At 71.8% G+C, this 19,884-nt stretch carries 17 protein-coding genes and 2 pseudogenes; 11 read left to right on the plus strand and 8 right to left on the minus strand.

What is annotated here, in order from left to right; all coding sequences use genetic code 11:
* Positions 1 to 651: a pirin family protein gene (locus CA983_RS17630; RefSeq protein WP_086601874.1), complete on the minus strand. Its 651-nt coding sequence runs from the start codon at positions 649 to 651 to the stop codon at positions 1 to 3.
* A 61-nt stretch (positions 652 to 712) separates the two neighbouring features.
* On the opposite strand from CA983_RS17630, the gene fasR reads away from it, so the two are divergent.
* The 5 genes from fasR to fabF all read left to right on the plus strand — a co-directional run bounded on the left by fasR (position 713) and on the right by fabF (position 5,646).
* Positions 713 to 1,918 carry a fatty acid biosynthesis transcriptional regulator FasR gene (gene fasR / locus CA983_RS17635; RefSeq protein WP_086601858.1) on the plus strand — a complete coding sequence of 402 codons (1,206 nt, stop codon included), beginning with the start codon at positions 713 to 715 and terminating at the stop codon, positions 1,916 to 1,918.
* Positions 1,919 to 2,007: 89 nt separating this feature from the next.
* Positions 2,008 to 2,940: an ACP S-malonyltransferase gene (locus CA983_RS17640; RefSeq protein WP_086601859.1), complete on the plus strand. Its 933-nt coding sequence runs from the start codon at positions 2,008 to 2,010 to the stop codon at positions 2,938 to 2,940.
* A 16-nt stretch (positions 2,941 to 2,956) separates the two neighbouring features.
* Positions 2,957 to 3,958 (plus strand): ketoacyl-ACP synthase III, encoded by a 1,002-nt coding sequence (locus tag CA983_RS17645; RefSeq protein ID WP_086601860.1) that lies wholly within the window; start codon positions 2,957 to 2,959, stop codon positions 3,956 to 3,958.
* A gap of 81 nt (positions 3,959 to 4,039) precedes the next feature.
* Positions 4,040 to 4,288, plus strand: a complete 249-nt coding sequence (locus tag CA983_RS17650) for an acyl carrier protein (protein ID WP_003989952.1) — start codon at positions 4,040 to 4,042, stop codon at positions 4,286 to 4,288.
* Positions 4,289 to 4,374: 86 nt separating this feature from the next.
* Entirely contained in the window at positions 4,375 to 5,646 is a 1,272-nt protein-coding gene (gene fabF, locus CA983_RS17655) for a beta-ketoacyl-ACP synthase II (protein ID WP_086601861.1), read from the plus strand.
* A 127-nt stretch (positions 5,647 to 5,773) separates the two neighbouring features.
* Here the strand turns inward: fabF and CA983_RS17660 are convergent, their stop codons facing one another.
* Positions 5,774 to 6,268: a DUF3145 domain-containing protein gene (locus tag CA983_RS17660; protein ID WP_086601862.1), complete on the minus strand. Its 495-nt coding sequence runs from the start codon at positions 6,266 to 6,268 to the stop codon at positions 5,774 to 5,776.
* A gap of 258 nt (positions 6,269 to 6,526) precedes the next feature.
* Between CA983_RS17660 and CA983_RS17665 the strand changes: the two genes are divergently transcribed.
* Complete coding sequence (locus CA983_RS17665; RefSeq protein WP_086601863.1) at positions 6,527 to 7,414, plus strand: SGNH/GDSL hydrolase family protein; 888 nt, start codon at positions 6,527 to 6,529, stop codon at positions 7,412 to 7,414.
* 79 nt (positions 7,415 to 7,493) lie between these two features.
* On the opposite strand, the pseudogene CA983_RS49805 reads toward CA983_RS17665, so the two are convergent.
* Positions 7,494 to 7,727, minus strand: a pseudogene (locus CA983_RS49805) (fibronectin type III-like domain-contianing protein); the annotation flags it as partial.
* Between the two features lie 4 nt (positions 7,728 to 7,731).
* Positions 7,732 to 10,143, minus strand: a pseudogene (locus tag CA983_RS17675) (beta-glucosidase H); the annotation flags it as partial.
* A gap of 64 nt (positions 10,144 to 10,207) precedes the next feature.
* Here CA983_RS17675 and CA983_RS17680 point away from each other — a divergent pair.
* Complete coding sequence (locus CA983_RS17680) at positions 10,208 to 10,789, plus strand: TetR/AcrR family transcriptional regulator (protein ID WP_086601865.1); 582 nt, start codon at positions 10,208 to 10,210, stop codon at positions 10,787 to 10,789.
* A 6-nt stretch (positions 10,790 to 10,795) separates the two neighbouring features.
* On the opposite strand, the gene CA983_RS17685 is transcribed toward CA983_RS17680, so the two are convergent.
* Positions 10,796 to 11,461 carry a LysE family translocator gene (locus CA983_RS17685; protein WP_086601866.1) on the minus strand — a complete coding sequence of 222 codons (666 nt, stop codon included), beginning with the start codon at positions 11,459 to 11,461 and terminating at the stop codon, positions 10,796 to 10,798.
* A 153-nt stretch (positions 11,462 to 11,614) separates the two neighbouring features.
* Here CA983_RS17685 and CA983_RS17690 point away from each other — a divergent pair, with 153 nt between their 5' ends.
* On the plus strand, positions 11,615 to 12,847 hold the full coding sequence (locus CA983_RS17690; protein WP_086601867.1) for a pyroglutamyl-peptidase I: 1,233 nt from the start codon (positions 11,615 to 11,617) through the stop codon (positions 12,845 to 12,847).
* Here the strand turns inward: CA983_RS17690 and CA983_RS17695 are convergent.
* Positions 12,798 to 13,634: an EI24 domain-containing protein gene (locus tag CA983_RS17695; protein WP_086601868.1), complete on the minus strand. Its 837-nt coding sequence runs from the start codon at positions 13,632 to 13,634 to the stop codon at positions 12,798 to 12,800. The two genes, CA983_RS17690 and CA983_RS17695, sit on opposite strands and share 50 nt — an antisense overlap.
* A gap of 177 nt (positions 13,635 to 13,811) precedes the next feature.
* On the opposite strand from CA983_RS17695, the gene CA983_RS17700 reads away from it, so the two are divergent.
* Positions 13,812 to 16,391 carry a M14 family zinc carboxypeptidase gene (locus CA983_RS17700; protein WP_086601875.1) on the plus strand — a complete coding sequence of 860 codons (2,580 nt, stop codon included), beginning with the start codon at positions 13,812 to 13,814 and terminating at the stop codon, positions 16,389 to 16,391.
* Positions 16,388 to 17,533 carry a serine hydrolase domain-containing protein gene (locus CA983_RS17705; RefSeq protein WP_086601869.1) on the plus strand — a complete coding sequence of 382 codons (1,146 nt, stop codon included), beginning with the start codon at positions 16,388 to 16,390 and terminating at the stop codon, positions 17,531 to 17,533. Before CA983_RS17700 ends, CA983_RS17705 begins: the two co-directional genes overlap by 4 nt.
* 62 nt (positions 17,534 to 17,595) lie before the next feature.
* Here CA983_RS17705 and CA983_RS17710 read toward each other — a convergent pair whose 3' ends face one another.
* Both CA983_RS17710 and CA983_RS17715 read right to left on the minus strand, forming a co-directional pair.
* On the minus strand, positions 17,596 to 18,015 hold the full coding sequence (locus tag CA983_RS17710; RefSeq protein WP_086601870.1) for an organic hydroperoxide resistance protein: 420 nt from the start codon (positions 18,013 to 18,015) through the stop codon (positions 17,596 to 17,598).
* 94 nt (positions 18,016 to 18,109) lie between these two features.
* Positions 18,110 to 19,132: an NADP-dependent oxidoreductase gene (locus tag CA983_RS17715; RefSeq protein ID WP_086601871.1), complete on the minus strand. Its 1,023-nt coding sequence runs from the start codon at positions 19,130 to 19,132 to the stop codon at positions 18,110 to 18,112.
* Positions 19,133 to 19,238: 106 nt separating this feature from the next.
* Here CA983_RS17715 and CA983_RS17720 point away from each other — a divergent pair, with 106 nt between their 5' ends.
* Positions 19,239 to 19,685 carry a MarR family winged helix-turn-helix transcriptional regulator gene (locus tag CA983_RS17720; protein WP_086601872.1) on the plus strand — a complete coding sequence of 149 codons (447 nt, stop codon included), beginning with the start codon at positions 19,239 to 19,241 and terminating at the stop codon, positions 19,683 to 19,685.
* Positions 19,686 to 19,884: the final 199 nt, after the last annotated feature.

The following is a 19,884-nucleotide window of genomic DNA, read 5'->3' on the forward strand; positions in this document are numbered from 1 at the left end:
TCAGGTCATCTCCCAGACCAGCAGCTCCGCCTCCGTCGCGCCCTCGGCTTCCAGGCCCTTGGCGTCGGTGATCCGGGCCGCGTCGCCGGTGCCCAGCGTCTCGCCGTCCAGGCGTACCTCACCGCGCACGACGTGCACGTACGCGTACGCCGCGTCCGGTACCGCCGTCCGCTCCCCCGCCCCCAGGCGCCGTACGTGCAGCATCGCCCCGGCCTCCGGGACGGCGTAGGGCGTCGAGTCGGCGATGCCGTGGACGACCTCGTAGTACGGGTCGCCGCCGGGCCGCAGCGGGGCCAGCCACATCTGGACGAAGGTGAGGGGGCCGGGGCCGTCGTTGCGCTCCACGTGGCGCACCCCGCCCGCCGAGCTGAGCCGCTGCACGTCTCCAGGGCGCACCACCGACTCGTGACCGGTGGAGTCCCGGTGCGTCAGCTCGCCCTCGACCACCCACGTCACGATCTCGGTGTGGCTGTGCGGATGCTCGTCGAAGCCGGCGCCGGGCGCCAGGTGCTCCTCGTTGCAGGCGATCACCGCGCCGAAACGGAGGTTGTCCGGGTCGTAATGGGGGCCGAAGGAGAAGGCGTGCCGGCTCTCGATTCCGGCCGCCGGGTCGCCACCTTGGTAGCGCTCGTCAGCGCGCCGTACGTCCATCACGGAGTCCACCGTAGACCCGGCGACGCATCCTCCCGTCCGGATAAGGCAGTCTTGTCCCGTGCCCGAACCCGAAACCAGCAAGAACGAAGCCGCAGCACACGCCGTCCATCCGCATTCCGCCACGCTGAAGCGGCTGGAGAAGTCGTCCGGATCGCTCGCCGCGCAGGCCATCGCGCGGATGGACGAGACGCTGCCCTGGTACCGGGCCATGCCGCCGGAGAACCGTTCCTGGATCGGTCTGGTCGCACAGGCGGGCATCGCCGCCTTCACCGAGTGGTTCCGGCGTCCGGACGCCCCGCAGGCCATCTCCACCGACGTGTTCGGAACCGCGCCCCGCGAGCTGACCCGGGCGATCACGCTGCGCCAGACCGTGGAGATGGTGCGCACCACCATCGAGGTCATGGAGAGCGCGATCGACGAGGTCGCGGCCCCGGGCGACGAGAACGTGCTGCGCGAGGCCCTGCTCGTGTACGCCCGGGAGATCGCCTTCGCGACCGCCCAGGTGTACGCGCAGGCCGCCGAGGCCCGCGGTGCCTGGGACGCCCGCCTCGAGTCCCTGGTGGTGAACGCCGTGCTCAGCGGCGAGGCCGACGAAGGTGCCGTGTCGCGGGCCGCCGCCCTCGGGTGGAACTCGCCCGAGCACGTGTGCGTGGTGCTCGGCACGGCGCCCGACGGCGACAGCGAGCTGACCGTCGAGGCCATACGGCGCGCGGCCCGGCACGCCAAGCTCCAGGTGCTGACCGGGGTGCTCGGTGACCGTCTGGTCGTGATCGCGGGCGGCAGTGACAACCCGCTGGCCGTCGCCAAGTCGCTCATCGGCCCGTTCGCGGCCGGCCCGGTCGTGGCGGGCCCGGTGGTGCCGGACCTGCTGGCCGCGACCCGGTCCGCGCAGGCCGCGGCGGCAGGCCTCAAGGCGTGTTCCGCCTGGCAGGACGCCCCGCGCCCGGTGCTGGCGGACGACCTGCTGCCGGAGCGGGCGATGGCCGGTGACCCTTCGGCCCGTGAGCAACTGGTGGAGGAGATCTACAGACCGCTGGAGGAGGCCGGGGCCGCGCTCCTGGAGACCCTCAGCGTCTATCTCGAACAGGCGAGCAGTCTGGAGGGCGCCGCCCGGATGCTGTTCGTCCATCCCAACACCGTCCGCTACCGGCTTCGACGTGTGACTGACGTCACCGGCTGGTCACCCTCCGAGGTACGCTCTGCGTTCACACTGCGGATCGCGCTGATCCTGGGGCGTCTGGTCGATGGAGATCTCCAGCCCTAAAGTTTTGTCGGGGCTCGACAAAACCCCCTCGTGTTCTTCGTCCCTGTCCCCACGGGCGGCCGTGCCCGTCCTCAAGAGAGAGTGTGAGAGTGCTCGTACTCGTCGCTCCCGGCCAGGGCGCCCAGACGCCCGGCTTCCTGACTGCATGGCTCGACTTCCCCGGTGTCCGCGGTGCCCTCGAGGCCTGGTCGGACGCCGCGGGACTCGACCTGATCCGTTACGGCACCGAGGCCGACGCGGAGGAGATCCGCGACACCGCGGTGGCCCAGCCGCTGCTGGTCGCGGCCGGACTGGCGTCCGCGTACATGCTGTTCGACGACCCGGCGGAGCTGCCGCAGAAGGTCGGTGCCATCGCCGGGCACAGCGTCGGCGAGATCACCGCGGCCTCGCTCGCCGGGGTGCTCCCCCACGAGGAGGCCCTCCGCCTCGTCCGCACCCGTGGACTCGCCATGGCCGAGGCCGCCGCCGTCACCGAGACCGGCATGGCCGCCCTCCTCGGCGGCGACCCCGAAGTGACGGTTCCTCATCTGACGAAGCTGGGCCTGACCCCCGCCAACATCAACGGCGCGGGCCAGATCGTCGCGGCCGGCACCAAGGAGCAGCTCGCCGCGCTGGAGGCGGACAAGCCCGAGGGCGTGCGCAAGGTCATCGCGCTGAAGGTGGCCGGCGCGTTCCACACCCACCACATGGCCCCCGCGGTCGACACGCTGGCGAAGGCCGCCGAGGCCCTGACGCCCGGCGACCCGAAGGTCACGTACGTCTCCAACAAGGACGGGCAGGCGGTCGCCGCCGGCACGGAGGTGCTGGATCGTCTGGTCGGCCAGGTCGCCAACCCGGTCCGCTGGGACCTGTGCATGGAGACCTTCAAGGAGCTCGGTGTCACGGCCCTGATCGAGGTGTGCCCCGGCGGGACCCTCACCGGGCTGGCCAAGCGTGCCCTGCCCGGTGTGAAGACGCTGGCCCTGAAGTCCCCCGCCGACCTCGACGCGGCTCGCGAGCTCATCGCCGAGCAGAGTGCCTGAGAAGGAGCCCGAGAGCATGGCGAAGATCAAGCCCAGCAAGGGCGCCCCGTACGCGCGCATCCTCGGCGTCGGCGGCTACCGTCCGACGCGGGTCGTGCCGAACGAGGTGATCCTGGAGACGATCGAGTCGTCCGACGAGTGGATCCGCTCGCGCTCCGGCATCGAGACGCGGCACTGGGCCTCGGACGAGGAGACCGTCGCCGCGATGTCGCTGGAGGCCTCCGGCAAGGCCATCGCGGACGCGGGCATCTCCGTCGAGCGGATCGGCGGCGTGATCGTCTCCACCGTCTCGCACTTCAAGCAGACCCCGGCCGTCGCCACCGAGATCGCCGACAAGCTGGGCACCGACAAGGCCGCCGCCTTCGACATCTCGGCGGGCTGCGCGGGCTTCGGCTACGGCCTCACGCTCGCCAAGGGCATGATCGTCGAGGGCTCGGCGGAGTACGTCCTGGTGATCGGCGTCGAGCGGCTGAGCGACCTGACCGACCTGGAGGACCGGGCGACGGCCTTCCTGTTCGGCGACGGTGCCGGCGCGGTCGTGGTCGGCCCGTCCCAGGAGCCCGAGATCGGCCCGACCGTGTGGGGCTCGGAGGGCGACAAGTCCGAGACCATCAAGCAGACCGTGCCGTGGACGGACTACCGGGACGGAACGGTCGAGAAGTTCCCCGCGATCACCCAGGAAGGCCAGGCGGTGTTCCGCTGGGCCGTGTTCGAGATGGCGAAGGTCGCCCAGCAGGCGCTGGACGCGGCCGGGATCACCGTGGACGACCTGGATGTCTTCATCCCGCACCAGGCCAACGTGCGGATCATCGACTCGATGGTGAAGACGCTGAAACTGCCGGAGCACGTCACGGTCGCCCGTGACATCCGCACCACCGGCAACACCTCGGCCGCCTCGATCCCGCTCGCGATGGAGCGGCTCCTGGCGACCGGCGAGGCGAAGAGCGGCGACACCGCGCTCGTCATCGGCTTCGGGGCGGGTCTCGTCTACGCCGCGACTGTCGTTACCCTCCCCTAGGCACTCCGTGCCGGATCATGCGGTTCGGCATCGGAGAACCACCTGCCACACCCTCTGGAACATCTACGAAGGAGCGCCGACATGGCCGCCACTCAGGAAGAGATCGTCGCCGGTCTCGCCGAGATCGTGAACGAGATCGCCGGCATCCCGGTTGAGGACGTCCAGCTGGACAAGTCCTTCACCGACGACCTGGACGTCGACTCGCTGTCCATGGTCGAGGTCGTCGTCGCCGCCGAAGAGCGCTTCGACGTCAAGATCCCGGACGAGGACGTCAAGAACCTCAAGACCGTCGGCGACGCGACCGACTACATCCTCAAGCACCAGGGCTGATCGACCGATCAGGCCGTTGGGCTGACTGCCCCGCCACCCGGCGGTGGCGCCGCTTAATCCTCGGATCCGTTGGAGAAAGAATTCCCGTGAGCTCGACCAATCGCACCGTGGTCGTCACCGGTATCGGCGCAACCACACCGCTGGGTGGCGACGTAGCCTCTACCTGGGAGGGCCTCGTCGCCGGACGTTCCGGTGTCAAGCCCCTGGAGCAGGAATGGGCCGCCGAGCAGGCGGTCCGGATCGCCGCCCCCGTCGCCGTGGAGCCGACCGAGGTCATCCCCCGGCCGCAGGCCCGCCGACTCGACCGCTCGGCGCAGTTCGCGCTGATCGCGGCCAAGGAGGCATGGGCGGACGCCGGTTTCGAGGCGAAGGCCGGCGAGGACCCGGCCGTCGACCCGGACCGGCTCGGCGCTGTCATCGCCTCCGGCATCGGCGGCGTGACGACGCTGCTCGACCAGTACGACGTGCTCAAGGAGAAGGGCGTCCGCCGCGTCTCCCCGCACACCGTGCCCATGCTGATGCCCAACAGCCCGTCGGCCAACGTGGGGTTGGCCGTGGGTGCCCGGGCGGGCGTGCACACGCCGGTCTCCGCCTGCGCCTCCGGCGCCGAGGCCATCGGCTACGCCATCGAGATGATCCGCACCGGCCGTGCCGACGTCGTCGTCGCGGGTGGTACGGAGGCGGCGATCCATCCGCTGCCCATCGCCGCGTTCGGCAACATGATGGCGATGTCCAAGAACAACGACGACCCGCAGGGCGCGTCGCGTCCCTACGACGTGGCCCGTGACGGCTTCGTCCTCGGCGAGGGCGCCGGTGTCGTCGTCCTGGAGTCCGCCGAGCACGCCGCCAAGCGCGGTGCCCGGGTGTACGCCGAGGCCGTCGGGCAGGGCATCTCCGCCGACAGCCACGACATCGTGCAGCCGGAGCCGGAGGGGCGGGGCATCTCGCACGCCCTGCAGAACCTGCTGGAGCGGACCGACCTGGACCCGGCGGAGATCGTGCACGTCAACGCGCACGCGACGTCGACGCCGGCCGGTGACATCGCCGAGCTGAAGGCGCTGCGGAAGGTGTTCGGTGACGACACCGACCACTTCGCGGTGTCCGCGACGAAGTCGATGACCGGGCATCTGCTGGGTGGTGCGGGTGGTGTCGAGACGGTGGCGACGGTGCTCGCGCTGTACCACCGGGTGGCTCCGCCCACGATCAACGTGGAGAACCTCGACCCGGAGGCCGAGGCGAATGCCGATGTCGTCCGGGGTGAGGCTCGGAAACTGCCTGTGGAAGGCCGTATCGCGGCGCTGAACGACTCGTTCGGATTCGGTGGGCACAACGTGGTGCTGGCGTTCCGGACGGTTTGATCTCGCCTTCACGGTGAGTGGCCCGGACTCTTCGTGAGTTCGGGCCACTCGCCGTTTTGTTTCGCGTTTGTGTGCCAGGTGCCGGCCGGTGGGGGCTGGTCGCGCAGTTCCCGCGCCCCTAAAAGCCCTACACCACCTGGTGGAGCCAGCGGACCGGGGCGCCCTCGCCCGCGTAGCGGAAGGGTTCCAGCTCGTCGTCCCAGGGCTTGCCCAGGAGTTTGTTGAGCTCGGCCTCCAGGTCCGTTTCGCCGCGCTGGCTGCGTTGCAGGGCCGCGCGCAGGCGGTCCTCGGGGATGAGGATGTCGCCGTGGATGCCGGTGACGGCGTGGAAGATGCCCAGGTCGGGAGTGCAGCTGTAGCGCTCGCCCTCGGCGGTGGGGCAGGGTTCCGCGGTGACCTCGAAGCGCAGCAGGTGCCAGCCGCGCAGCGCCGACGCCAGCTTCGACGCCGTGCCCACCTGGCCCTGCCAGGAGAACTCCGAGCGCCAGGTGCCCGGGGAGGCGGGCTGACGGATCCAGTCCAGGCTGACGCGCGTACCGAGCACCCCGGCGACGGCCCACTCGACGTGCGGGCACAGCGCGCGCGGCGCCGAGTGCACGTACAGAACTCCACGTGTCGTCACCGGAACCTCCGGGCAGAGCGGGACAACTTGAAAACGGGCGGAACGGCTGTGACCGGGCGGGTCACGTTGATGGCGAGGCTACCGTGCGGTGACGCGAGGAGTGTGACGTACGGTCGCTCCCGGCGCCGGGAAACGCCGCCATTCACCCAGGGGGACGCTTGTACGGGTGTGAGCCGTTGCACCTGATCGGTCGGGAACCCTCGTGCGTTGTTATTGGTTGGGGAGACAGGCACGGCGCGGCGAGGGGAAGGACCACGGATGCGGAAGCGAAGCCACCGCTCAAGGCTCGCTCTTGCCCTGGCCGTGGCGGCTGCCCTGGGTGTCGCCGGATGTGACGCCGTCGGGGGCGACTCCCCAGCCCCGTCCGGTACGGCCAAGCCGTCCCCCAAGCCCACGCCCCTGTGGGACCGCAGCCCGCGTTCCGTCGCGGCCGTGGGCGACTCCATCACGCGGGGTTTCGACGCCTGTGACGTGCTGTCGGACTGTCCGGAGGCGTCCTGGGCGACCGGTGCGAGCCCCGAGGTGGACTCCCTCGCCGTACGGCTGCTGGGGCGGGCCGGGGCCGCGGAGCGGAGCTGGAACTACGCCGTGACCGGGGCGCGGATGGCGGACCTGCCCGGTCAGATCGCCCAGGCGGTGCGACGCAAGCCGCAGCTGGTGACGGTGATGGTCGGGGCGAACGACGCCTGCCGGGCCACCCCCTCGGCGATGACCCCGGTCACCGAGTTCCGCGCCGACTTCGAGGACTCCCTGCGCTCCCTGCGCAAGGCCCTGCCCAAGGCCCAGGTGTTCGTGGCGAGCGTGCCGAACCTGAAGCGGCTGTGGTCCGAGGGCCGCACCAGCCCGATGGGCAAGCAGATCTGGCAGCTGGGCATCTGCCCGTCGATGCTGGGTGACGCGGACGCCCTGGACTCGGCGGCGACCCTGCGGCGGAACACGGTGCAGAAGCGGGTGGAGGACTACAACAAGGTCCTGAAGGAGGTCTGCGCCAAGGACGAACGGTGCCGCTACGACGGGGACGCGGTGTACGACTACCGCTTCGGCACCGCCCAGTTGAGCCGCTGGGACTACTTCCACCCGAGCGTGAACGGACAGGCCCGGCTGGCGGAGATCGCGTACCGGACCGTCACGGCGGAGCGGCCCTGACCCGTGCGGTCCCACGAGCCCCGGTCCAGGGGTCAGGTCCCGGACCGGGGCTGCTCGGTGGGGAACTCGTCCCGGATMAGACGTTAATCGTCGCGGTGATCCTGCGGTCCGTGATCGAGCGCCCCACCTGGATCTCGTACGAACCCTTCACAAACGACCACGACATGGTCGTCTCGTCCCAGACCTCGAAGGCCCGGCGCGGCAGTTCGACGGTCGCTTCGGYGCTTTCGCCGRGTGCGGCGTCCACGCCCGCGAAGCCGGCCAGCCAGCGGGCCGGGCGGGTGGGGTCGGGCTCGCTCGGGGCGAGGTAGAGCNCCCTTCACAACCGCCCACGACATGGTCGTCTCGTCCCAGACCTCGAAGGCCCGGCGCGGCAGTTCGACGGTCGCTTCGGCGCTTTCGCCGGGTGCGGCGTCCACGCCCGCGAAGCCGGCCAGCCAGCGGGCCGGGCGGGTGGGGTCGGGCTCGCTCGGGGCGAGGTAGAGCTGGACGACCTCGTGGCCGGGGCGGTCGCCGGTGTTGCGGAGGCGGACCTTGGCGGTGGTCGCGTCGGCGGCGCCTTCGACCTCGACCGACTCGTAGGTCCAGTCGGTGTAGCCGAGGCCGTGGCCGAAGGGGTAGGCGGGGGTGCGGCCCTGCTTCTCCCAGGCGCGGTAGCCGATGAAGACGCCCTCGTCGTAGGGGAGTTCGCCGCCCTCCGGGACGACCTGGGTGACCGGGGCGTCGGTGAGGGAGCCCCAGGTGGTGGGCAGGCGGCCGCCGGGCTCGTGGGCGCCGGTGAGCACGTCCGCGAGAGCGGCGCCGCCCTCCTGGCCGGGGAACCAGGTGAGGAGCACGGCGGCGACGTCGTCGCGCCACGGCATCTCGACCGGGGAGCCGGCGTTGACGACCACGACGGTGTCGGGGTTGGCGGCGGCGACGGCGTGGACCAGGTCGTCCTGGCGGCCGGGGAGGCGCAGGTCCGTGCGGTCGAAGCCCTCCGACTCGACGCGGTCGGTGGTGGCGACCACGACGACGGCCGTGTCGGCGGCCCGGGCGGCCGCGGCGGCCTCGGCGATCAGCTCGTCGGGGTCGCGCTGCGGGTCCTGGTGGGCGAGGGTGAAGCCGATGGTCCGCATGGGGTGGTCGCTGGGCGGCGGGACGGTGTAGGTCAGGGAGATCTCGACCGGTTCGCCCGTGGTCAGTTCGACCCGGGCGTGGGGCACCGGGGAGCCGAAGAACGCCGCAAAGGGGTCGCCGTCCTCGGCGGGGCGCTGGACGTCGTCGAAGTACGTGGTGCCCGCGACGGTCAGCCGGAAGGGGCCGAGGCCCTTGATGCCGAAGGTGTGCGTGCCGGTCTCGCGCGGGGTGAAGGTGCCCGTCAGCTCGACGGTCGCGAGGGTGTCGTGGGTGACGCCGTCCGGGAGGTCGTCGCCCATCCACTGGATGTGGCCGCCGGCGGCCGAGCGGGTACCGATGACGGTGCCCTCGCTGTCGCGGCAGACGGCGCGCAGGTCGAAGCCCTGGCCGGCGACAGGGAGTTCGGTGTTCGGGTCGGCGCCGAGGGTGTAGGTGAGGCTGCCGTCGGGGAGGGCGGCGGTGAGGCCGGCGAGCGGGGAGACGGTCCGGGCGGGGAAGACGGTGGCGGAGCCGCCGCCGAGGACGCGGGCGTCGCGGGCGGCGGCGCCGATCAGCGCGATCCTGCCGGGCTTCAGCGGCAGGGCGCCGTTCTCGTTGCGGACGAGGACGAAGGAGCGGCGGGCGATCTCGCGGGCGAGCGCCTCGCCGTGGACGGGCTCGGGCAGGTCGGTGACTTCCGGTTCGGCGCCCTCCAGGATGCCGACCCGGGCGGCCAGGCGCAGGACCCGGCGGACCGCCTCGTCGACCTGAGCCTCGTCGGCCTCGTCCTCCCGTACGGCCTGTGCGAGGGCCTCGCCGTAGACGGTCCGGGGGCCGGGCATGGCGATGTCGAGGCCGCCGGCGAGGGCGCCGGTGGTGGAGCGGGCGGCGGTCCAGTCGGAGACGTTGATCCCGTCGAAGCCCCACTCGCCGCGCAGGACCTCGTTGACCAGGTAGTGATGCTCGGTCATCGTCGTGCCGTTGACCGTGTTGTAGGCGGTCATGATGCCCCAGGGGTGGGCGTTCTCGACGATCGCCTCGAAGGGGGCCAGGTAGAGCTCGCGCAGGGCGCGTTCGCCGACGAGGTTGTTCACCGTGAGGCGGTCGGTCTCGGCGTCGTTGGCGACGAAGTGCTTGACGGTGGTGCCGACGCCGCCGGACTGGACGCCCCGGACGTACTCGGTGCCGATCCGCCCCGTGAGGTACGGGTCCTCGCTGTAGGCCTCGAAGTGGCGGCCGCCGAGCGGGGAGCGGTGCAGGTTGACCGTGGGGGCGAGCAAGACGTGGACGCCCTTGCGGCGGGCCTCCTGGGCCAGCAGCACGCCGGCCCGGTGGGCGAGCCCCGGGTCCCAGGTGGCGGCGAGGGCGGTCGGCGAGGGCAGGGCGACGGACGGGTCGTCGGCGCTCCAGTGCACCCCGCGCACGCCGATCGGGCCGTCGGACATGACCAGGGAGGCCAGTCCGGCTTCCGGCAGGGCGGGCAGGCTCCACATGTCCTGGCCGGCCAGCAGCCGCGTCTTGGCGTCCAGGTCGAGCTTGCCGAGGGCGGCCTCGACCGCCGCCTCGCGCCGTACCTCTGCTGTCTCCGCCACGTCGGCACCTCCACGTCGAAAGCCGCTGGACGTCACCATCGTGCACGGGGTGCCTGTAATGCGGTAGGTTTCGTTATCTTCTCGTCACATTGGCGGTTCCGGCATGTCGTACGGTGACGCCATGACGGCCAGGACGAGGAGCGGGGCACGGCGCGCGGAGATCGTGCGGGCCGCTCTGGAGGTGATCGCCGAGCGCGGCTACCGGGGAGCGAGCCTGGCCGCGGTCGCCGAGCGGGTCGGGCTGACCCAGCAGGGGCTGCTGCATCACTTCCCGACCAAGGAGGCGCTGCTGGTCGCGGTGCTCCAGGAGCGCGACCGCTGGGACGCGATGCCCGCCGGCCGGCTGCGGCTGGACCTGCTGGCCTCGCTCGTCGAGTACAACGCGATGCGGCCCGCCATCATCCAGACCTTCTCGGCGCTGCTCGGCGAGAGCGTCACGGAGGGCCACCCCGCGCGCGCGTACTTCACGGAGCGCTACACCGGGGTCCGTGCCGCCATGGCCGAGGTGCTGCGCGCCGAGTACGGCGAGCGCCTGCCGAGCGGCCTCACCCCCGAGCGCGCCGCGCCCCTCCTCGTGGCGATCCTGGACGGCCTCCAGTACCAGTGGCTGCTGGACCCGGAGTCGGTGGACATGGCGTCGGCGTTCCGGGACTTCCTGACGCTGCTGGGCGAGGCTGACGCCTAGGGGGTGTCACTCGGCCACCGCCACCCCGGCCCCGACCGCGATGAAGAGGCAGCCGGTGATCCGTTCCCAACGGCGACGCCAGGCCGGACGGCCCAGCACGCCCCGCAGGCGGGCCGCGACGCGCACCAGGGCGAGCCAGTAGCCGACGCCGATCACGATGTCGAGCACCCCGAGCAGGAAGATCTGCTCGGTCAGCAGGCCCCCTCCGTCCACGAACTGGGGCAGGACGCTGAGGAAGAACAGGGCCGCCTTGGGGTTGAGGACGTTGGTGAGGAACCCTTGCACGAAGCTGTCCCGGCGGCCGGTGGACGTGACCGTCTCACCGCCGGTGCCGGACGTGCCGTCGGGCGACGGCTCCTCCCCTACGGCCGGCGGGCGCCGGCGGCCGGTGTCCTTGCGGGCCTCCAGCAGGGCTTTCACGCCCAGACAGACCAAGTAGGCGGCGCCCGCCAGCCTGATCGCGGTGAAGGCCTGGGCCGACCGGGCGGCGATCACCGAAAGACCCAGGGCCGCGGCGCACATGTGCACGCACAGTCCCGTCTGGGCGCCGTAGGCGGCTGCCCTGCCCAGCGCGGGACGCCGGGCCGCGGCCCGTACGATCACCAGGAAGTCGGGGCCGGGCACGAGGTAGGCGAGCAGGACCACCCCCAGGAACCCCACAAGATCCGGCATCGTCGCGCCCCCTCCCCACGCCCGGCCGCCGGACGCACCGTGCGGGTGCGGGTCCCACGCGAGCCGTGGGTCATGCGCCATGGCGTACGTCACTTCCCTCACGTGATACTGCGACACGTCCCGCACGCTCACGACGGAAGGGCCTGAACTCCCTTGAATTCCCTACGCCTTCGCCTCGGCGTCCTCGGTCTCGCCCTGCTGACCGGCTTCACCGTCCCGACGGCCGCGAGCCCCGCCGAGGCGGCCCCCTCCCCCACCGTCGAGGAGCAGCGGCTCGACAGAGCCGTCCCGCGGGAGATCCTGCGCCGTTCCGGATTCGACACCGTGGCCCCGCGGCTGGCCCGGGCGCTCGACGAGGCCCGCTCCTACGCGCAGGCACGCCGGGTCGTCGCGCACGAGGGTGCGCAGGTGTGGCGGCGGGCCGTCGACCGGGCGCAGGGGCGTGGTCCGGCGGGCGGGGACCTCAGCCGGGACGACGACCGGCCGCTGTACTGGGCGCGACTCGGCATGACGCGTGAAGTGCGCGCTTGGAAGCCGGAGTTCGATCTGACGGACGGCCAGCGGGCCGCGCTGCTGGACGAGCTGGAGCGCACCTCGCGCGGCCAGACGGCCCTCCGCTACCCCCACGGCAAGGGTCTGAAGCGGATCCTGGTCACCGGCTTCGACCCGTTCACCCTGGACCGGGACATCCGTATCTCCAACCCGTCCGGCGCCACCGCGCTCGCCCTCGACGGCACGGTGATCGAGACGGCGGACGGCCCGGCCCGGATCGAGACGGCCGTGTTCCCGGTGCGCTGGCGGGACTTCACGGAGGGGACGGTGGAGCGCACGCTGCGGCCGTACCTGCCGAAGGTCGACCTGTTCACCACCGTGAGCCAGGGCCGGGTCGGGCGGTTCGACGTGGAGCGGACCAACGGGGCCTGGCGGGGCGGCTTCGCGGACAACGACAACATCGGCCGCACGGAGACCGTCCCCGTCACCGACCCGGCCTCGCAGCCGCAGTGGACGACGACCACGCTGCCGTACCGGGCGATCGTCGCCGCGGACACCGGCCGTTTCCCGGTGTACGACAACACCGGTGTCACCGAGATCCCGGCGGGCGGCACCGAGCCCGTCGTACGCCCGCAGGGCCCGACTCCCGGCTCGACCGCTCGCGCGGGCGGCGGCGGTGACTACCTCTCCAACGAGATCGCCTACCGGGCGACGCTGCTGCGGGACCGGCTGGGGCTGCGCGACGTCCTGCCGGGCGGGCATGTGCACACGCCCGTGCTCCAGTTCGGCGCCGGGAACACCACCGAGGTCACCGACCCGGAGTTCGTGCGGAACCGGCTGGACATCATCGCCCAGGTGAGGACGATCCTGAGGGTGGCTGCGGAAGAGTCGTGACGGCCTCGTCGCCCTCCGCGCCGTCCGCCCCGCCCTCTCGGGTCTCCTCGCCCAGCAGTTCCCGCGCCATGAGGGTGGCGCCGGCGACCGCGCCCGGCATCAGGAACACGGCGACGAACGGGACCAGGAAGGCCACGGCCAGCGGCGTGCCGAAGCCCCAGACCAGGGTCTTGCGGGAGCGGAGCAGGCCCAGGCGGGTGCGCAGTTCGACGCTGCGGCGCTGGAGGGCGACGGCGGTCAGTTCCTCGGTGAGGAAGAACCCGGTGACGAAGAACCCGATCACCGGTACGGCCGTCTGGCCGACGACGGGGATGAAACCGCACGCGAACAGCAGCACGCCCCACAGGGCGGCCCGTACGACGATCCGGAGGCTGTCGCGGGCGGAGATCCACAGCTCGCGCCAGAGCGGCAGGCCCGACTCGGGGGCGTGGCCGTCCGGGGACACGTCCCGGTCGACCTTCTCGGAGAGGTTCTCGTAGAAGGGCTGCCCGACCAGCAGCGTCACCGCGGTGAACGTCACGACGGAGAGGAGCAGGGCGAGGGCGAACAGCACGGCGGTCAGGAAGCCGCGGAAGAGCCCGAGCCACGGGCCGGCCCAGTCGTCGGCGAACGGAGTCGCCCAGGTGACGGCGTCCTCGCCCCACAGCGCCAGCGCCACGAGCGCCGCCGCGTACAGGACGAGGGTGATCAGGCCCGGGAGCAGCCCGAAGCCGTAACTCTTGCCGTGCCGGGCCACCCACCGCTGGCCCCTCAGCAGGTACCGGAAACCAACCCCGAGATCGCGCATGTGAAAACCCTATCGGTGCTGGTGTCGCGCCCTTGACGCGCTCCGGTCACACCGATGTCACAGGTCACCCGGGAGGGCCATCCGGGTCAGCGGTGACACCAAGGCGGCCTTGTTGCCGTTGAGTCGAACCGGTACACCTCGCCGTACCGATCTCAGGAACCCCCGTTGGAGGTACGCGTGCGCACCACGAGAACCGTTCCTGCGAGACCTGTACTGATCGTCACCCTCACGCTCGCCACGGCGGGTTCACTGCTGCTCGGCCCCGACGCCGCCGGCGCGGACCCGAAGCCCGTCACCCGCGAGGGCGCCGCCGTGGACGACCGCGCGGCACAGGCTCCCGCGAGCGCGGCCCGGCGCGCACTGGCCGCCGAGACACCCGCCGGGGCCTCCACCGCAGCGCCCGTCCGCGGCTACCCGCGCCGCCAGATCCTCTCCCCCGACCCGCGGAACCCCGGCGACAAGTCCCTGAAGCTGGGCCTGACTCCGTACCATGCGATCGCCCCGAAGCTGAACGCCCTGCAACGCCTGGGCGACCGGGTGAGCGTGGAGGTGACCGGCCGCTCGGCCGGCGGCCACCGCCTCTACCTCGTCACCGTCACCGCCCCGGAGACCACGCGCCAGGCCCGCGCCCAGGAGCGCATGCGCGAGCTGATCGAGAACGCGCCCGCGATGGCCGCCAAGTCCCCTGAGATCAAGCGCGCTTACAAGACCCCGGTCTTCGTCAACAGCAACATCCACGGCAACGAGTGGGAGGGCACGGACGCCTCCCTGAAGCTCGTCGAGCAGCTCGCGACGGCGAAGGACGCCAGGACCCGCGACCTGCTCGCGCGCAGCCGCCTGTACTTCAACATCACGGCCAATCCGGACGGCCGTATCGCGGGCACCCGTGCCAACGCGAACGGCTTCGACCTGAACCGCGACTTCGTCACCGCCTCGCAGCCCGAGACGCGCGCAATGCGGCAGATCGAGCTGGACAAGCAGCCGGCCGTCCTGCTCGACCTGCACGGCTACGTCAACGGCACCCTCATCGAGCCCACCACGCCCCCGCACGGCGAGAACTACGAGTACGACCTGTTCCTGAAGAACAGCTACGCCAACGCCCTCGGCATGGAGTCCGCCGTCAACGCCCTCGGCTACACAGCCGCGAAGGACGGCGTGAAACCGGCCCAGATCCCGTTCCGCGACCAGGAGGAGGGCTGGGACGACTGGCCGCCGATCTTCACCCCGCAGTACGCGGCCTTCCACGGCACGGTCGCCGCGCACACGGTGGAGATCCCGCTGGCGGTGAACAACGAGGAGTACGACGAACTCCCCGTCGCGGAGCTGCGCCGCCGCGCCGCGGTCAACACGGCCGTGGCGGGCGCGGCGATCCGCGCGACCCTGAACCACGTCCGCGAGCACCGCAGCTCGCTCATCGCCGACCAGATCGAGGTCTTCCGCCGCGGAGCGGCCGGCGCCCCGCAGGTACCGGTGTCACCGCAGACGGTCCCCGGCGTCCCCGGCATCGGCCCGGAGGACGTCTACACGACCACCTTCCCGCGCGCCTACGTCATCCCGCCCGGCGCCTCCCGCACCCAGCGCTCGGCCCCGGCGGCGGCCCGCCTCGTCGACCACCTCCTCGCCAACGACGTCCGCGTCACCCGCGCCACACACGCCTTCCGGCTGGCCGGACGGACGTACCCCAAGGGCTCGTACGTCGTCGACATGCACCAGCCCAAGCGCGGCATGGCGAACGTGCTGCTGGCCGACGGCCGGGACATCAGCGGCAAGGTGTCGGTGATGTACGACATCTCGGGCTGGAGCCTGGGCCGCCTGTGGGGCGCCACGGTCGAGCAGGTGCCGTCGGGCGGCCTGCGGGACGCGCCGCTGCGCCCGGTCACCGAGGCCGCACCGGTCGCCCATGTGCCCGCTCATGGCGACCTCCGCCTGCGCCTGACCGACCCGCGCGAGATCGCGGCCCTCAACTCCCTCCTCCGGCAGGGAGTGCGGGTACGCCAGGGGACGGACGGCAGCGTGATCGTCCCGGCGTCGGCCCGCCTCGAGGCGGCCGCGGCCGCCCGCGCGCACGACGTCTCCTTCACGGCGACGCGGCTCACCGGCGGCGCGCCCCTGCACCGCCTCCGGGTCGCCGCCGCCGTCACGCCCGGTGAGCTGTTCGCCCTGCGGGAGATGGACTTCGACGTCACGCCGGTCTCGACGGCCGTCCTGAACGCGGGCTTCGACTGGTCCGCCACGGACGTGCTGTTCGTGTCCGCCGGCCTGGACCACGCCGCCCTGACCGCCCCCGCGCGCAGGGCCCTGGACGCCTTCCTCGACGACCACGGCCTGGTCGGCCGGGGCGCGAGGGGAGCGGCCCTGAACGCGGCGGCGGACCGGCTGGCCGTCAAGCCGGTCGAGGGCAACACGGACGCGAACGGCGTCGTACGAACGGAGAACACCGGCCGCGTCACGCACGGCGCTCCCGCGCACGCCTTCGTCTACGCTCCGCTGTGGTTCACCGACCTCGGCCCCCGCGTACGGGTGGAGCAGTCGTACGCGACCGGGAATCCGCTCGTCTCCGGGCACTGGCGCCCGCTCCGGGACGGCACCGGCGGCCCCACGGGGGCAGCCGGACAGGCTTCCGTGGTCAGCGGCGGCCGGACGGTCCTGTTCGGCACCGAACCACTCTTCCGGGACCACCCCAAGGGGGAATTCCCGCAGGTGGCAAGGGCATTGTTCACAGTGGCACACAGCGGTTCAGTTGAGGAGAACGGATGACGCAGGAGATCCACGGCACCGTAGCCGACGGCTTCGAGGGGGTGCGCGAGGAGTTCGCCTCGTTCGTGGCCGGGGAGCGCCCCGACTACGAGGGCCAGCTGTGCGCCTACGTCCACGGCCGCAAGGTGGTCGACCTGTGGGCGGGGACCGACGCGGACGCCCTCTACGGCGTGTTCTCGTCCACCAAGGGCGCCGCCTACCTGGTCGTGGCCCTCCTCGTCCAGGACGGCACGCTCGAACTGGACCGCAAGGTGACGTACTACTGGCCGGAGTTCGCGGCCGAGGGCAAGGGCGCCCTGACTCTGCGCGATCTGCTCGCGCACCGGGCGGGCGTGGTCGGCACGGACAGCGGCTTCACCCTCGCGGAGCTGGCCGACGACCGCCAGCTCGCCGAACGCCTCGCCGACCAGCGGCCGTTCTGGCGCCCCGGCACGGCGTTCGGCTATCACGCGATGGTCAGCGGGGCGCTGGCCGGCGAGGTCGTACGCCGTGCCACGGGCCGCACGCTCCAGGAGGTCTACCAGGAGCGGATCCGCACCCCGTACGCCCTGGACTTCCACCTGGGCCTGCCCGCGCCCCAGGAGTCCCGCTTCCGCACCACCCAGCCGATGGCGCCGACGCCGGACCAGCAGGCCCTCCTCGACGCCACGCCCACGGGTCCGCACACGCTCGCCTCGATCGCCTTCAACCGCAACGCCACGGAGCCGACCGACCTCGCCTCGCTGCCCAACATGCCGCTGATCCGCGCCAAGGGCCCGGCGTCGGTGGGCGGGGTGGCGTCCGCGCGGGGCCTGGCCGGGATGTACGCGGCGGCGATCAGCGAGGTGGGCGGGCAGGCACCGCTGCTGAAGCCGGACACGGTGGCGGAGTTCGGCCAGTTCCACTCGGTCGGCTACGACCTGGTGTCACGCGCCCACCGGTCGTTCGGACTCGGCTTCCAGATCACGGCCGACATGGCGCACCCGTTCCTCGGTGCCGGGACGATCGGGCACAGCGGCGCGAGCGGCTCACAGGCCTTCGCGGACCCGTGGAGCGGCCTCGCGTACGGCTACACGCGCCGCCGTTTCGCCTTCCCGGGCGGCGCGGCCCCGGAGAACGACCGCCTCGCGCAGGCGATCCACACGGCGGCGCTCGCACTGTAGGCGTGGGCGAAGGCCGCACCCCACGTCCAAGGGTGCGGCCTCCGCGTACGCAACGACGGCGGTCAGACCAGCGTCACGGTGATGTTCCCGCGGGTCGCCTTCGAGTAGGGACACACTTCATGGGCCTTCTCGACGAGCGCCCGCGCGGTCCCCCGGTCCACCTTCGGTATGTCGGCGGAAATCTCGACGATGATCCCGAACCCGTCCCCGTTCTTCCCGAGGCCGACCTTCGCGGTGACCGTCGCCCCGGTGAGGTCGGCCCCCTCCTGACGGGCGACGACACCGAGGGCGCCCTGGAAGCAGGCGCTGTAGCCGGCGGCGAACAGCTGCTCCGGGTTGGTCCCGGCGCCGCTGCCGCCCAGCTCCTTCGGCGGGTTGACGACGACCTCGAGCTTGCCGTCGTCGGTGGCGACCCGACCGTCGCGCCCGCCCTCGGCGGTGGCGACGGCGGTGTACAGGACGTCGGACTGCTGGATGGGCATGCGGTGGTGTTCCTTCTGTCGTCCGCCGCGGCTCGCGCCCGGGCCGAGCGGATTCGGAAAAAACTTACCGCATTCCGGAAGTCGACAGAAGGCGTCAGAGCTTGACGATCATCTTCCCGGTGTTGTCGCCGCGCAGCACGCCCAGGAACGCCTCCAGGTTGTTCTCGATGCCCTCGACGACGGTCTCCCGGTACTTCAGCTCACCGGAGGCGACCCAGGGGGCGACCTCGCGCACGAACTCCGGCTGGAGGTCGTAGTGGTCCCCGACCAGGAAGCCCTCGATACGGCCGCGGGTCTGGATCAGGCGGGCGAGGTTCCTCGGGCCCGGGGCGGGCTCGGTGTTGTTGTACACGGAGATCATGCCGCAGACGGCGATCCGCCCGCCCTCGTTGAGGGACCCGATGGCGGCCTCCAGGTGATCGCCACCGACATTGTCGAAGTAGACGTCGATCCCGTCGGGGGCCGCGGCCCGCAGCTGCTTGCTCACGGGGCCGTCCTTGTAGTTGAAGGCGGCGTCGAAGCCGTACTCGTCGACGAGCAGCTTCACCTTCTCCGCCGACCCGGCGGACCCGATGACACGCGAGGCGCCCTTCAGCTTGGCGATCTGCCCGACCTGGCCGCCCACGGCGCCCGCGGCACCGGACACGAAGACGGTGTCGCCCTCCTTGAAGGCGGCGGTGCGCAGCAGCCCCGCGTAGGCGGTGAGGCCGGTCATGCCCAGCACACCGAGGTACGTCGACAGCGGCGCGGCGTCCGGGTCCACCTTGACGGCGTTCTTCGCGGCCACGGCTGCGTACTCGCGCCACCCGAGGAAGTGCAGCACGTGGTCACCCACGGCCAGCCCCTCCGCGTTGGAGGCCACGACCTCGCCGACGGCACCGCCCTGCATGACCTTGCCGAGCTCGAACGGGGCGACGTAGGACTTCGCGTCGCTCATACGGCCGCGCATGTACGGGTCCACGGAGAGGTACTTGTTCCGCACGAGGACCTGCCCCTCACCCGGCTGCGGAACCTCCGCCTCGACGAAGGCGAAGTCCTCGGGCTTCGGCCAGCCGACGGGGCGGCTGACCAGGTGCCACTCGCGGCTGACGGCGGGGAGGGCGGACGTGTCGGTCATGATGCGCCTTTCCTTTGATCGGTTGGCTCGAGCGAATGCTTCAGTACCTGAAACACCATGCTCCTGAAAATTTCAGGTTGTCAAATAACCGGGTACCCTCGATTTCATGGCCTCCACCACATCCGCTCCCCAGAACAGCCACCGCCCCGACCCGCTGACCCTTGAGGTCGTCGAGCTCATCGGGGAGGTCGTGGCGCGGTTCCATCAGGACTACGAGGAGGCCGCGGCGGAGCATGCGCTGACCGGGGCGCAGGCGCGGCTGCTGAGTCTGCTGTGCCTTGAGCCGCTGCCGATGCGGAGACTTGCCCAGCGATTGAAGTGCGAGCCGTCGAACGTCACGGGGATCGTGGACCGGCTGGAGGCGCGGGGGCTGGTGGAGCGGCGGCCGGATCCTGCGGACCGGCGGGTGAAGGTGGCGGCGGCGACGAGTGAGGGGCGGCGGGTGGCCCGGAGTCTGCGGGAGTCGCTGCGGTTCGCGCGGGAGCCGTTGGCCGGGCTTTCCGAGGGGGAGAGGGTGGCGCTGCGGGATGCGTTGCGGGGGATGCTGGGGTAGGTCGGGATGGTCCTGGGTGCTGCGGGGTCCTGCGGGGTGCTCGGCGTAGTCGCTGAGGCCAGGGCGTTGCGCAGCTCGGCGCGACGAGGTGCCGCTTCTTCGGGACGGGTGCCGCCCTGGGGGTGCCCCCTGCTCGAAGAGCTTGGGGGAGGCACGATTGCCCGCGGCTAACGCCCCCTACGTGCACCACCACAGGAAG

It is taken from the genome of Streptomyces swartbergensis (assembly GCF_002148965.1).
GTDB lineage: Bacteria > Actinomycetota > Actinomycetes > Streptomycetales > Streptomycetaceae > Streptomyces > Streptomyces swartbergensis.

What these genes read in the sequence shown, in the direction of transcription:
- CA983_RS17720 (WP_086601872.1), top strand. Translation starts at nt 19,239, where the DNA reads ATGGCCTCCACCACATCCGCTCCCCAGAACAGCCACCGCCCCGACCCG.
- CA983_RS17645 (WP_086601860.1), top strand. Translation starts at nt 2,957, where the DNA reads ATGGCGAAGATCAAGCCCAGCAAGGGCGCCCCGTACGCGCGCATCCTC.
- CA983_RS17695 (WP_086601868.1), bottom strand. Translation starts at nt 13,634, where the DNA reads ATGCGCGATCTCGGGGTTGGTTTCCGGTACCTGCTGAGGGGCCAGCGG.
- CA983_RS17650 (WP_003989952.1), top strand. Translation starts at nt 4,040, where the DNA reads ATGGCCGCCACTCAGGAAGAGATCGTCGCCGGTCTCGCCGAGATCGTG.
- CA983_RS17630 (WP_086601874.1), bottom strand. Translation starts at nt 651, where the DNA reads ATGGACGTACGGCGCGCTGACGAGCGCTACCAAGGTGGCGACCCGGCG.
- CA983_RS17705 (WP_086601869.1), top strand. Translation starts at nt 16,388, where the DNA reads ATGACGCAGGAGATCCACGGCACCGTAGCCGACGGCTTCGAGGGGGTG.
- CA983_RS17685 (WP_086601866.1), bottom strand. Translation starts at nt 11,461, where the DNA reads ATGCCGGATCTTGTGGGGTTCCTGGGGGTGGTCCTGCTCGCCTACCTC.
- CA983_RS17665 (WP_086601863.1), top strand. Translation starts at nt 6,527, where the DNA reads ATGCGGAAGCGAAGCCACCGCTCAAGGCTCGCTCTTGCCCTGGCCGTG.
- CA983_RS17715 (WP_086601871.1), bottom strand. Translation starts at nt 19,132, where the DNA reads ATGACCGACACGTCCGCCCTCCCCGCCGTCAGCCGCGAGTGGCACCTG.
- CA983_RS17710 (WP_086601870.1), bottom strand. Translation starts at nt 18,015, where the DNA reads ATGCCCATCCAGCAGTCCGACGTCCTGTACACCGCCGTCGCCACCGCC.
- CA983_RS17680 (WP_086601865.1), top strand. Translation starts at nt 10,208, where the DNA reads ATGTCGTACGGTGACGCCATGACGGCCAGGACGAGGAGCGGGGCACGG.